The 12,265-nt window shown below is 67.0% G+C and carries 12 protein-coding genes; 8 read left to right on the plus strand and 4 right to left on the minus strand.

Going from position 1 to position 12,265, the window contains the following annotated elements; translation table 11 throughout:
- Positions 1 to 9: 9 nt before the first annotated feature.
- Positions 10 to 714, minus strand: coding sequence for a M15 family metallopeptidase (locus tag QXZ94_RS11920; protein WP_315720560.1), 705 nt, complete (start codon positions 712 to 714; stop codon positions 10 to 12).
- A 172-nt stretch (positions 715 to 886) separates the two neighbouring features.
- Between QXZ94_RS11920 and QXZ94_RS11925 the strand changes: the two genes are divergently transcribed.
- From QXZ94_RS11925 to dprA, 5 genes are all read left to right on the plus strand, one after another.
- Positions 887 to 1,840 (plus strand): aspartate carbamoyltransferase catalytic subunit, encoded by a 954-nt coding sequence (locus tag QXZ94_RS11925; protein ID WP_315720561.1) that lies wholly within the window; start codon positions 887 to 889, stop codon positions 1,838 to 1,840.
- Positions 1,841 to 1,863: 23 nt separating this feature from the next.
- A complete protein-coding gene (locus QXZ94_RS11930; RefSeq protein WP_315720562.1) occupies positions 1,864 to 3,165 on the plus strand; it encodes a dihydroorotase in 1,302 nt (433 codons plus the stop codon).
- A gap of 30 nt (positions 3,166 to 3,195) precedes the next feature.
- On the plus strand, positions 3,196 to 3,792 hold the full coding sequence (gene plsY, locus QXZ94_RS11935; RefSeq protein ID WP_315720563.1) for a glycerol-3-phosphate 1-O-acyltransferase PlsY: 597 nt from the start codon (positions 3,196 to 3,198) through the stop codon (positions 3,790 to 3,792).
- Between the two features lie 214 nt (positions 3,793 to 4,006).
- Positions 4,007 to 5,332: a patatin-like phospholipase family protein gene (locus tag QXZ94_RS11940; protein ID WP_315720564.1), complete on the plus strand. Its 1,326-nt coding sequence runs from the start codon at positions 4,007 to 4,009 to the stop codon at positions 5,330 to 5,332.
- Positions 5,333 to 5,396: 64 nt separating this feature from the next.
- Positions 5,397 to 6,515 (plus strand): DNA-processing protein DprA, encoded by a 1,119-nt coding sequence (dprA, locus tag QXZ94_RS11945; RefSeq protein WP_315720565.1) that lies wholly within the window; start codon positions 5,397 to 5,399, stop codon positions 6,513 to 6,515.
- Here the strand turns inward: dprA and QXZ94_RS11950 are convergent.
- Entirely contained in the window at positions 6,512 to 6,910 is a 399-nt protein-coding gene (locus tag QXZ94_RS11950; protein ID WP_315720566.1) for a helix-turn-helix domain-containing protein, read from the minus strand. The genes dprA and QXZ94_RS11950 overlap by 4 nt on opposite strands.
- Before the next feature lie 97 nt (positions 6,911 to 7,007).
- Between QXZ94_RS11950 and QXZ94_RS11955 the strand changes: the two genes are divergently transcribed.
- A complete protein-coding gene (locus QXZ94_RS11955) occupies positions 7,008 to 7,619 on the plus strand; it encodes an FMN-dependent NADH-azoreductase (protein ID WP_315720567.1) in 612 nt (203 codons plus the stop codon).
- A 78-nt stretch (positions 7,620 to 7,697) separates the two neighbouring features.
- Here QXZ94_RS11955 and QXZ94_RS11960 read toward each other — a convergent pair whose 3' ends face one another.
- Entirely contained in the window at positions 7,698 to 8,471 is a 774-nt protein-coding gene (locus QXZ94_RS11960; RefSeq protein WP_315720568.1) for a glucose 1-dehydrogenase, read from the minus strand.
- 155 nt (positions 8,472 to 8,626) lie between these two features.
- Between QXZ94_RS11960 and QXZ94_RS11965 the strand changes: the two genes are divergently transcribed.
- Positions 8,627 to 9,070, plus strand: a complete 444-nt coding sequence (locus QXZ94_RS11965; RefSeq protein ID WP_315726211.1) for a helix-turn-helix domain-containing protein — start codon at positions 8,627 to 8,629, stop codon at positions 9,068 to 9,070.
- 13 nt (positions 9,071 to 9,083) lie between these two features.
- On the opposite strand, the gene QXZ94_RS11970 is transcribed toward QXZ94_RS11965, so the two are convergent.
- Positions 9,084 to 9,293, minus strand: a complete 210-nt coding sequence (locus QXZ94_RS11970) for a hypothetical protein (protein ID WP_315720569.1) — start codon at positions 9,291 to 9,293, stop codon at positions 9,084 to 9,086.
- A gap of 224 nt (positions 9,294 to 9,517) precedes the next feature.
- On the opposite strand from QXZ94_RS11970, the gene topA reads away from it, so the two are divergent.
- Positions 9,518 to 12,265 (plus strand): type I DNA topoisomerase, encoded by a 2,748-nt coding sequence (gene topA / locus QXZ94_RS11975; RefSeq protein ID WP_315720570.1) that lies wholly within the window; start codon positions 9,518 to 9,520, stop codon positions 12,263 to 12,265.

A 12,265-nucleotide genomic window follows, 5' to 3' on the forward strand; every position in this document is an offset into this window, starting at 1 on the left:
GTAACTCGATCATCGGCGCGGCCGAATGGGAAACACATAGGTGGTCGCGCCGGCGCCCGGCAGCGAAAAGTGCCACCACTCCCTGGCATAGTTCACAAACCCTTGCCGCGCCATCACCGCGACCAGTTCGTTGCGCCAGCGGCGCTGCTGCGGTGTCAGGTTCTGCGCGGCTGTATGGGCCTTCACGTCGGAACAATCGTAGCCGGTTCCCATGTCGACGCTGCCCTCGGGCGCCCGCAGCGCTGCGGGCGCGGTGCAGTCCGCATAGTCCTTGGCCGGATCGAACGCCGCGGAATTGTCGGCCGCGAGATCGACCAGCGTGAGATCGAGCGCCGCCCCGGTCGAATGGCTCGAACGCACGGCGATGTAGCCGAGACGGAACAGGTCCTGCTTCGCGACACGCGGCGTGTAGCGGCGGCCGGCCGTGGTCTCGACGCCGTCCTGCGACCACGCCAGCATTTCTGCGACCGCACGTACCGGCCGGTAGCAGTCGAGCATCTTCAGCGACAGGCCGCGCGGCCGCAGCTCGGCCTGAGCCGCCTGCAGCCGCCGCGCCACGTCGCGCGTCACGACGCATTCGGCCGCCTCATAGCCTGGCAACGGGCGGCCGACGAAATTGTTGCTGCCGGCATAACGGATGTCCTGGAGGATCGTCGGGTCGATGTCGCGGAGATAGACGAAATCGAACGGCAACGCGGCCGCACCGGCCGGCACGATCGCCGCCAGCAGGATCAGGGCATATCGGAGCGGACCTCGTCCGGCGGTGCCCCGCCCGCCTCCGGTTTGCAGCCCCCCGAGAGGCTCGGAAGACGGAACGGGGGATAACTCGGAACCCCGGCTTTCGGCCTTGCCCCTCACGGAAACCGCCCCTATAGCTCTGGCTTTAATGGCAACCTCTCCGAAATCGACGTTCGTCCTCGGGCACCGGCATTTGCTGGGAATCGAGGGCCTTTCCGCCCACGACATCACCGGCCTCCTCGATTTGTCCGAGGAGTATGTCGAGCTGAATCGTCAGGTCGACAAGAAGCGCACGGTGCTGCGCGGCCGCACCCAGGTCAACCTGTTCTTCGAGGCTTCGACGCGGACGCAATCCTCGTTCGAGCTTGCCGGCAAGCGGCTCGGCGCCGACGTCATGAACATGTCGGTGTCGTCCTCGTCCATCAAGAAGGGCGAGACCCTGATCGACACCGCGGTCACGCTCAACGCGATGCATCCGGACATTCTGGTGGTCCGCCACCACGCCTCCGGCGCGGTGGAGCTGCTCGCCCGCAAGGTCGACGGCTCCGTGATCAATGCCGGCGACGGCGCGCATGAGCATCCGACCCAGGCGCTGCTGGACGCACTGACCATCCGCCGCAACAAGGGCCGCCTCGAGGGGCTCGTGATCGCGATCTGCGGCGACGTGCTGCATTCGCGAGTCGCACGCTCCAACATCCTGCTTCTCAACACGATGGGCGCCCGCGTCCGCGTCGTTGCACCCTCCACCTTGCTGCCGCCGGGCATCGAGCGCATGGGTGTCGAGGTCGCGCGCGACATGCGCGAGGGGCTCAACGGCGCCGACATCGTGATGATGCTGCGGCTGCAGCGCGAGCGCATGAACGGCTCGTTCGTGCCGTCCTCGTCGGAATATTTCCAGTATTTCGGGCTCGACCAGAAGAAGCTGGCCTATGCCAAGCCCGACGCGCTGGTGATGCATCCGGGACCGATGAATCGCGGCGTCGAGATCGAGTCCATCGTGGCCGACGGCGCGCAGTCGCTGATCCGGGAACAGGTCGAAATGGGTGTTGCCGTGCGCATGGCCGTGCTCGAGGCGCTGGCCCGCAACCTGCCCAACGCGTGAGAGAGAAGTCGGGACCAAACGCCATGCTGACCGACCGCCGCCCGATCCTGCTCGCCAATGCGCGCGTCATTGATCCCTCCCGCGACTTCGACGGTCCCGGTGACGTGCTGATCGCCGACGGCGTCATCCGCGACCTCAAGCGCGGCATCGGCGCCGCCGGCGTCCCCGAGGGCACTGACGTCGTCAACTGCGCCGGCAAGATCGTCGCGCCCGGACTGATCGACATCTGCGCCTTCGTCGGCGAGCCGGGTCTCGGCCATCGCGAAACCTTCGCCAGTGCCAGCCAGGCGGCCGCGACCGGCGGCATCACCACGATCATCTGCCAGCCCGGCACCGAGCCGGTGATCGACAATTCGGCGACCGTCGACTTCGTGCTGCGCCGCGCCCGCGACACCGCGATCGTCAACATCCAGCCGATGGCGGCCCTGACCAAGGGCCTGCGCGGCGAGGAGATGACGGAGATCGGGCTGTTGCGCGCCGCCGGAGCGGTCGCCTTCTCCAACGGCCACAGCAGCGTGATGAACGCGCAGGTGATGCGCCGCGCGCTGACCTATGCCCGCGATTTCGACGCGCTGATCGTGCATCACACCGAGGATCCCAACCTCGTCGGCGAAGGCGTCATGAACGAGGGCGAGTTCGCCTCGCGGCTCGGCCTCCACGGCATTCCTCCGGCCGCGGAGGCCGTCGTGCTCGAGCGCGACATGCGCCTCGTCGCACTCACCAAGGGCCGCTATCATGCGGCCGCGCTGAGCTCGGTCGACTCGCTCGACATTCTCAATCGCGCGCGAGACGCAGGGCTTGCGGTGAGCGCATCGGTCTCGATCAACCATGTCACCTTGAACGAGAACGACATCGGCCCCTACCGCACCTTCCTCAAGCTGACGCCGCCGCTGCGCACCGAGGTCGACCGCCGCGCGCTGGTCGAGGCGCTGGCCTCCGGCCTGATCGACGTCATCATGTCGGACCACACGCCGCAGGACGTCGAGGTCAAGCGGCTGCCATTCGCGGAGGCCGCCAGCGGCGCGGTCGGCCTGGAGACCATGCTGCCGGCGGCATTGCGCCTCGTGCACAATGGCGAGCTGAGCTGGACGGCGCTGATCCGCGCGATGTCGACGCGGCCCGCGGAGCTGCTCGGCCTGCCCGGCGGCACATTGCGCGCGGGCGCGCCGGCCGACATCATCGTGATCGATCCGGACGTGCCCTGGATCCTCGATCCGGCCGATCTGAAATCATTGTGCAAGAACACGCCGTTCGACGAGGCCCGCTTCACGGGCCGCGTGGTTCGCACCATCGTCGGCGGCCGCACCGTGTTCGAACATGTCTGACGCGCGCCACCGCGCCCAAGGAGTTGTGTGATGGGACCCGAAGCCTTCCTGCCCGTCGCCCTCATCATCGGCTATCTGTTCGGCTCGATCCCCTTCGGATTGATCCTGACCAAGCTCGCCGGCACCCAGGATCTGCGCAGCATCGGCTCGGGCAACATCGGCGCCACCAACGTGCTGCGCACCGGGCGCAAGGGACTGGCCGCGGCCACCCTGCTCGGCGATGCGCTCAAGGGCACCGCGGCCGTGATCCTCTGCGGTCATTTCGGCGGCCCGAATGCCGCGATGATCGCGGGCCTCGGCGCCTTCCTCGGCCATTTGTTCCCGGTGTGGCTGAAATTCCGCGGCGGCAAAGGCGTCGCGGTCTATATCGGTATTCTGATCGGCCTGTTCTGGCCGGGTGCGATCTTCTTCTGCTTGGTGTGGCTCGCGACCGCGTTCGCGTTCCGCTACTCATCACTCGCTGCACTCGTCGCGAGCGTGCTGACCCCGATCGTGTTGTGGGCTTTCGGTCACACTGCGATGGCTGCCCTGTTTGCGCTGCTCACCTTGTTGCTCATTTACATGCATCGCGAGAACATCAAGCGATTGCAGGCCGGCACCGAGAGCAAGATCGGCGCGAAGAAGTAGTTGCCCCGGACAATTACGGAAAACTCGTGTTGCACGCTGAACCCACAGAGGCAGCGCTGCAACACCGCTGCGTGAACAGCTAATAAGTTAACGTCGGACTCTGGTGTGAATCATGATTGCCTGTCATGATTCCGGCATCTGATTACGCAAGACCAATTCGAGCGGTTCATCGGCGACGCGCGATGATCGCACTGATGAGGAGTCGGCGCAGCCAATGTCCAATCCGGTCCGCTCGAGCGCCAGCGTCCTCCTCTCCGCGGCTCAAATCTGGTCGACGGATGATCCGTTCGGCGCCAGCGGCCGCGTTGCCCAACCGGCAGCGAGCGAGCCTGCGACACCCGTCCCCGCAGCTTCTGTCGACGGTCCGATGGCCGACGACGTCCGCATCGCGATGGCGCACTCGGCGAGCGCGCCGTCGGATGAGACCACGACGGTCGTCGACACCACCACCGAGCCGAAGCCCGCACCGGCCGAAGCGGTGGAGCGCTCGCTGGCAGAGACCATCGCCAGCGCCACCTTGCCGCCACCGCCGCGGACGTGGCCGCCGCGCAAGCTCTCGCTGGCGCTGCAGGGCGGCGGAACCTTCTCCGCCTTCACCTGGGGCGTGCTCGATCGCCTGCTGGAGGAGCCCGGCTGCGATTTCGACACGATCAGCGGCGCGAGCGCGGGCGCGGTCAACGCTGCCCTGCTGGCCAGCGGACTTGCCAGGAGCGGCCGCGACGAGGCGCGCAGCCGGCTCGCGCTGTTCTGGACCCGCCTCACCGAGGAGGTCTCGTTCCGCTCGCTGATGGTGATCGGCGGATACTCTCCGGCAAGCAGCGCCGTCTCGTTCGGCGCGGGACTGCGCGGCAGACGCGCCGACCCGCTCGATCTCGACCCGCTCCGCGACATCCTCGCGGAGACGATCGATTTCGAGGCCGTGCAAAGCGCAGCCGCACCGCGCCTGCTGGTGGCGGCGACGCGTGTCCGTGACGGCCTGCCGCAGATCTTCCGGAACGGCGACATCACGCCCGACGTTCTGCTCGCCTCCACCTGCCCGGCCCAGCTGCACGCCGCCGTCGAGATCGCCGATGAGACCTATTGGGATGGCGGCTACGTCGCCAACCCGCCGCTGATCCAGATCGCCCACGACTCCAGCGCGGCCGACCTGCTGGTGATCCAGGTCACCCCCGCGCGGGACGGCTACGTCCCGGTGACCTCGGCTGCGATCGACCGCCGCCTCGACCAGATCGCCGCCAACGCCGTTCTCAACGCCGAGCTCGCGGCGCTCGAATGGGCCCGCAGCGACGGCCTGCATCCGCCGCGCGTGCATCGGCTCGCAGCCGACGACGAGATCGAGGCGCTGGCTCAGCGCGATGCGACCGACCTCGGCAGCGACTTCATCGACATGCTGCATCAGCGCGGTCGCGCCGCCGCCGACCGCTGGCTGCGCGAGGCTCCCGTCGGCACCACACCGGCCGTTCAGGACGAGCAGCCGGTGTCTCCTTCGGCACCGGCAGCGCCGGCTCCCGAGACCCTCCGCGACGTCGCGCCGGCGTAGCGCCCCCTCTTCCCTGCGCTCTCGGGTTGCTCCATGCTGGCCTGCCATGGTGTGGGGGCTTCGCGTGGATGCAATCAACACGACGATCGAGCTGAGCGAGACCGAGCGGCGCGATCGGCTGCGCCTGATCCGCTCCGACAATGTCGGGCCGCGCACCTTCCGCTCGCTGCTCGACCATTTCGGCACCGCGCGGATCGCCCTGGACCGTCTGCCCGATCTGGCACGTCGCGGCGGAGCCGCAAGGGCCGGCCGCATCTGCACGATCGACGAAGCCGAGGCCGAGCTCGATGCCTGCCGGCGATACGGCGTCCAGCTCCGAGCGCCGCAGGAGGACGGCTATCCGCCCCGCCTTGCCACCTGCGACGACGCACCTCCCCTGCTCGCCGTGCGCGGCGCCCGCACGACGTTGATGCGCCCGATGATCGCCATCGTCGGCTCGCGCAACGCCTCCGCCGCGGGACTCAAATTCGCCGGCCAGCTCGCCCATGAGCTCGGCGAGGCCGGCTTCGTCATCATCTCCGGCCTGGCCCGCGGCATCGATCAGGCCGCCCATCGCGCGAGCCTGTCGAGCGGCACCGTCGCCGTGCTCGCCGGCGGCCACGACCGGATCTATCCGCCGGAGCATGTCGATCTGCTCGGCGCCATCATTGGCGGCAGCGGCGCCGCGATCTCCGAGATGCCGCTCGGCCACGAGCCGCGCGCCCGCGACTTCCCCCGCCGCAACCGGCTGATATCGGGCGCGTCACTCGGCGTCGTGGTCGTCGAGGCCGCGCATCGCTCGGGCTCGCTGATCACGGCGCGCATGGCCGGCGAGCAGGGCCGCGAGGTCTTTGCCGTCCCCGGCTCGCCGCTCGACCCGCGCTCGGCCGGCACCAACGATTTGATCAAGCAGGGCGCCACCCTGGTCACCGAAACCGCCGACATCATCCAGGCCGTCGGCCCGATCATGGAGCGGCCGCAGCCCTTGCCGTTGCGCGAGCCGGACGAGGACCTGTTCGCGCCCGATCCAGAGAACCACGACCGTGCGCAGATCATTGCCTTGCTCGGCCCGACGCCGGTGTCGATCGACGACCTGATCCGGATCAGCGGCCTGTCACCGGCCGTGCTGCGCATGGTGCTGCTGGAGCTCGAGCTGGCCGGCCGGCTGGAGCGCCACGGCGGCGGGATGGTGTCGCTGATTTAGCCCGCGTCTTTGCGCGCATCGAACCGCGAGCGCGCCTGCTCGATCTGCTCCTGGTGCTGAGTGGCCCATTGCCCGAGCGCCTGCACCGGTTGCGACAGGCCGCGGCCGAGGTCGGTCAGCTCATAGTCGACCCGCGGCGGGATGGTCGGAAACACCGTCCGCGTCACCAGCCCGTCGCGCTCGAGGCCGCGCAGGGTCAAGGTCAGCATCCGCTGCGAGATGCCGCCAACGAGCCGCTTCAGCTCGTTGAAGCGCTTCGGCCCGTCCTGCAGCATCATGATGACGAACACGCTCCATTTGTCGCCGACGCGCGCCAGGATCGCAGCCACACCCCGGCAATCATTGTGGTCCGGCTGCGCCGGAAGGTCAGGATCATCGCTGTTCGCAGGTGTCACGACTGTGCTCGGGTTTCAAGAATGTGCGTTCTTGTGGAGTTACATCACAGTCACTCATAGTGCGCCAGTTACAAACCAATACCAAGGTGACTGTCCCATGACCCGACTGCTCCATATCGACTCCAGCGTGCTCGGCCCCAACTCGGTCAGCCGTCAGGTGTCCGCCGCGATCGTCGCGCGGCTTCGCCAGATCATGCCGGGGCTGCAGGTCATTTACCGAGATGTCGCAGCCGAGCCGCTGTCGCATCTGTCCGGAACGCATGTCGCCGTCGCTTACGGAGCGCCCGTTGAGGATCCCGCGGTGGAAGCTGATGTCGCTGTTGGACAGGCCGTTCTGGAAGAGTTCCTGGCCGCCGATATCGTCGTGATCGGCGCTCCGATGTACAACTTCTCCATCCCGAGCCAGCTTAAGGCCTGGATCGACCGCATCGCTGTCAAGGGCAAGACCTTCAGCTATGGCCCGAACGGCCCGCAGGGTTTGGCCGGCGGCAAGCGCATTGTCGTAGCGGTCTCACGCGGGGGCCATTACGGCGCGGACACGCCGATGGCGGCATTCGAACACCTGGAGACCTATTTGCGCAGCGTCTTCAGCTTCATCGGCGTCACAGATCTCGAATTCGTTGCGGCCGATGGTGTCCAGATCGGCCCGGAGCATCGCGAGCAGGCGCTAGCGAAGGCGATTCAGACGGCCGGCGCTCTCGCCTCTTGAGTCCCTCGGTGGCTGCCGCCGGCAGCCACCGCTTTCAAACCCTCGGACAGGTCCCAAACCGCCCACCGACCCGGCCGGTTAACCCCGATAGATCGGCGCGCCGGCGGGCGAGCTGGTGGCGCCGCCATCGACGAACAGCTCCTGTCCCTGGATGTGCGCAGCATCGTCCGACGCCAGGAACAGCACGGTGCCGGCGATATGGTCGGGCTCGCCGATGCGGCCGAGCGGCGTGGTGGCAGCAATCCTGGCCTCGAACATCTTCTCGGCGTCTGGTGTGGCGACCGCCGCGCCCCAGATCGGTGTCCGGATGGCGCCCGGAGCGACCACGTTGACTCGGATGCCGCGCGGCGACAGCTCGGAGGCCAGCACCCGCGCCATGGCGCGGACGCCGGCCTTGCTGGCGGCGTAGGCCGAGTAGCCGGGATTGCCCAGCACCGAGATCACCGAACCGTTGAGGATGATCGACGCGCCGTCCTTGAGATGAGGCAGCGCCGCCTGCACGGTGAAGAACACTCCGGTGAGGTTGGTGCGGATCACCTGCTCGAACACCTCCAGCCTGGATGCTCCAGCCGGCGTCGCGCCGGGAATGCCGGCATTCGCGAACAGAGTGTCGAGCTTGCCGAAGCGCTCCGCGGCGCGCGCGACCGCCGCCTCCGTTGCTGCAATGTCGGTCGCGTCGGCCACGAGCGCCAGCGCCTTCGGACCGAGCTCCCGCGCCACGCTCTCCAGCCGCCCCGCATCGCGCCCGGTGATCGCGACGTTGGCCCCTTCCGCGACGAACCTGCGGGCTGTCGCCAGCCCGATGCCGCTGCTGCCGCCGGTAATCAGTGCCGTCTTGTTTGCAAGCCTCACGCCCGCCTCCATATGGTTGCATTATTAAACCGAATGGACGAGATAGCGGATTAGTTTTATAATGCAACCACACAAGCGCGTGATCAACTCACGCCCTTGACGGGTGCCGACAGGACGAAGGTTCGGGCGCCAGGAGGAAGAATAAGGACGGCATGATGGTCAAACGCACGAGCCTCGAGGGAAATCCCTGCCCGATCGCCCGGTCACTGGACGCGATCGGCGACTGGTGGTCTCTCCTCATCATCCGCGATGCATTTTTCGGTATCCGCCGGTTCAGTGCCTTCCAGCGTAGCCTCGGGCTGGCCAAGAACATTCTGACGGTGCGGCTGCGCGCGCTGGTCGATCGCGGCATCCTCGCCACCGAGCCGGCCGCCGATGGCAGCGCCTATCGCGACTACGTGCTGACTCCGAAAGGCCGCGGGCTGTTTCCGATCCTGGTCGCGCTGCGGCAGTGGAGCGAGGAATTCGACGAGCATCCGGACGAGATCGCCACCGTGCTGGTGGACCGGACCCACCGCCGGCCGGTGCGCAAGCTGCTGCTATGCGCGGATGACGGCACACCGCTGGCGCCTGGCGAGACCACGCTGGCGCCGCGATGAGCGCGGGCCGGGGTCAGCAGAGCCGGTGCTTGCTCCGAAGCCTGAGATGCTCTTCGGCCTCCAGGTTCGCCATCCGCAGCAGGTAGTCGAGCATGTCGAGATTGTGGCGCTGTGCCAGCTGCGCGAGGCCGGCCGTCAGCTCGGCGATCAGCGCCGCCGCTGCGTCGGCATCCTCTACCGTCGCCTCGACGTCCGGGTCGCGTTTGTCCGCTGCCTTGGCCAACGACTCTATCCAACGTCGAGATTCTGACGAAAAACATCATAAAAAGCGCATGGTTCCTGCAGCGCTCTCTACAACCTGATAGGTACTTCGCCGATTCAACGCAATCGGCTTTCAACACCCCTCGATTTGACAGGAACCTCCTCACCACCCATGTTCGGATCAGCGGCCCGAGCGCGAATCCCGCGAAACCGGCTTCAATCCTTCCACTAAGTCATTGGAAATACATGAACATCGTCATCGTGGAGTCGCCTGCAAAGGCCAAGACGATCAATAAGTATCTGGGCTCCTCCTACGAGGTTCTGGCCTCGTTCGGCCATGTCCGCGACCTCCCCGCCAAGAATGGTTCCGTCGATCCGGACGAAAATTTTCGGATGATCTGGGAAGTCGATCCCAAAGCGGCAGGCCGGCTCAATGACATCGCCAAGTCCCTGAAGGGTGCAGACCGTCTGATTCTCGCCACCGACCCTGATCGCGAAGGTGAGGCGATCTCCTGGCACGTGCTGGAAGTCCTGAAGGAGAAACGCGCGCTCAAGGATCAGAAGATCGAGCGCGTCGTCTTCAACGCCATCACCAAGCAGGCCGTCTCGGAGGCGATGAAGAATCCGCGCCAGATCGACGGCGCGCTGGTCGACGCCTACATGGCGCGCCGCGCTCTAGATTACCTCGTCGGCTTCACGCTCTCTCCCGTGCTGTGGCGCAAGCTGCCGGGCGCGCGCTCGGCCGGCCGCGTGCAGTCCGTGGCGCTGCGCCTCGTCTGCGACCGCGAGCTCGAGATCGAGAAGTTCGTCCCGCGCGAATACTGGTCGCTGATCGCCACTCTGGCGACGCCGCGCGGCGACAGCTTCGAGGCGCGCCTGGTCGGCGCCGACGGCAAGAAGATCCAGCGGCTCGACATCGGCACCGGAGCGGAGGCCGAGGACTTCAAGAACGCGCTGAACGCCGCGAGTTTCACGGTCGCGACCGTCGACGCCAAGCCGGCGCGGCGCAATCCGCAGGCGCCCTTCACCACCTCCACCCTGCAGCAGGAAGCGAGCCGCAAGCTCGGCTTCGCGCCGGCGCACACCATGCGCATCGCACAGCGCCTCTATGAAGGCATCGACATCGGCGGCGAGACCACCGGTCTCATTACTTATATGCGAACCGACGGCGTGCAGATCGACGGCTCCGCGATCACCCAGGCGCGCAAGGTGATCGGCGAGGTCTACGGCGACAAATATGTGCCGGACAGCCCGCGCCAATACCAGACCAAGGCCAAGAACGCCCAGGAGGCGCACGAGGCGATCCGTCCGACCGACCTGTCGCGCAAGCCCGCCGACCTGCGCAAGCGGCTCGATGACGACCAGGCCAAGCTCTACGAGCTGATCTGGACCCGGACCATCGCGAGCCAGATGGAATCCGCCGAGCTGGAACGCACCACGGTCGACATCATCGCCAAGGCGGGCGCGCGCACGCTCGAGCTGCGCGCCACCGGCCAGGTCGTCAAGTTCGACGGCTTCCTCGCGCTCTATCAGGAAGGCCGCGACGACGAGGAGGACGAGGACAGCCGCCGCCTGCCGCAGATGAGCCCGAACGATCCGCTCAGGCGCCAGAACCTCGCGGTCACCCAGCATTTCACCGAGCCGCCGCCGCGCTTCTCGGAGGCGTCGCTGGTCAAGCGCATGGAGGAGCTCGGCATCGGCCGGCCCTCGACCTATGCCTCGATCCTCGATGTGCTGAAGGCCCGCGGCTATGTGAAGCTGGAGAAGAAACGGCTGCACGGCGAGGACAAAGGCCGCGTCGTCATCGCGTTCCTGGAGAACTTCTTCCGCCGCTACGTCGAGTATGATTTCACGGCGGATCTGGAGGAGCAGCTCGACCGCATCTCCAACAACGAGATCGCCTGGCAGCAGGTGCTCAAGGATTTCTGGACCGGGTTCATCGGCGCGGTCGACGACATCAAGGACCTGCGCGTCGCGCAGGTGCTCGACGCGCTCGACGAGATGCTGGGTCCGCACATCTATCCGCCGCGCGAGGATGGCGGCGACGTCCGGCAGTGCCCGACCTGCGGCACCGGGCGGCTCAATCTGAAGGCCGGTAAGTTCGGCGCCTTCGTCGGCTGCTCGAACTACCCGGAATGCCGCTACACCCGTCCGCTCGCAGCGGACAGCGAAGCCGCGGCCGATCGCATGCTCGGGCAGGATCCGGACTCGGGCCTCGAGGTCGCCGTCAAGGCGGGCCGGTTCGGGCCCTACATCCAACTCGGCGAGCAGAAGGACTATGCCGAAGGCGAGAAGCCGAAGCGCGCCGGCATTCCGAAGGGCACACAGCCCTCGGACGTCGATCTCGAACTGGCGCTGAAGCTGCTGTCGCTGCCGCGTGAGATCGGCAAGCATCCGGAGACGGGTCTTCCGATCACGGCGGGCCTCGGCCGCTTCGGGCCGTTCGTGAAGCACGACAAGACCTATGCGAGCCTGGAAGCCGGCGACGAGGTGTTCGACATCGGCCTCAATCGCGCCGTCACCCTGATCGCCGAGAAGGTCGCCAAGGGTCCGAGCAAGCGTTTCGGTGCCGATCCCGGCAAGGCGCTGGGCGATCATCCGTCGCTCGGCCCCGTTGCCGTGAAGGCCGGCCGCTACGGCGCCTATGTCACCGCTGGTGGAGTCAACGCCACCATTCCCGGCGACAAGGAAAAGGACACGATCACGCTTGCGGAGGCGATCGCCCTGATCGACGAGCGCGCCGCCAAGGGCGGCGGCAAGGCCAAGGCTCCGAAGAAGGCTGCAAAGCCCAAGGCGGCCGCCAAGCCGAAGGCCGGCGGCGACGACGACACGCCGAAGCCGGCGAAGAAGGCGGTTGCGAAGAAGGCCGCGGCCAAGCCGAAATCAGACTCCACCAGCAAGGCGCGTGCGCCGGTTGCCAAGGCCGCCAAGACATCGGCCAAGCCCGCGACCAAGGCCACGCCCAAGAAGAGCGCCGGCAAGGCCCGCGGATGA

Origin of the sequence: Bradyrhizobium sp. SZCCHNS2022 (genome assembly GCF_032377575.1) — a bacterium.
Lineage (GTDB): Bacteria > Pseudomonadota > Alphaproteobacteria > Rhizobiales > Xanthobacteraceae > Bradyrhizobium > Bradyrhizobium aeschynomenes.

Bases quoted from the DNA above. Each gene is read 5' to 3' on its own strand.
- QXZ94_RS11925 (WP_315720561.1), top strand. From the start codon at position 887: ATGGCAACCTCTCCGAAATCGACGTTCGTCCTCGGGCACCGGCATTTG.
- QXZ94_RS11930 (WP_315720562.1), top strand. From the start codon at position 1,864: ATGCTGACCGACCGCCGCCCGATCCTGCTCGCCAATGCGCGCGTCATT.
- plsY (WP_315720563.1), top strand. From the start codon at position 3,196: ATGGGACCCGAAGCCTTCCTGCCCGTCGCCCTCATCATCGGCTATCTG.
- QXZ94_RS11940 (WP_315720564.1), top strand. From the start codon at position 4,007: ATGTCCAATCCGGTCCGCTCGAGCGCCAGCGTCCTCCTCTCCGCGGCT.
- QXZ94_RS11955 (WP_315720567.1), top strand. From the start codon at position 7,008: ATGACCCGACTGCTCCATATCGACTCCAGCGTGCTCGGCCCCAACTCG.
- QXZ94_RS11965 (WP_315726211.1), top strand. From the start codon at position 8,627: ATGGTCAAACGCACGAGCCTCGAGGGAAATCCCTGCCCGATCGCCCGG.
- topA (WP_315720570.1), top strand. From the start codon at position 9,518: ATGAACATCGTCATCGTGGAGTCGCCTGCAAAGGCCAAGACGATCAAT.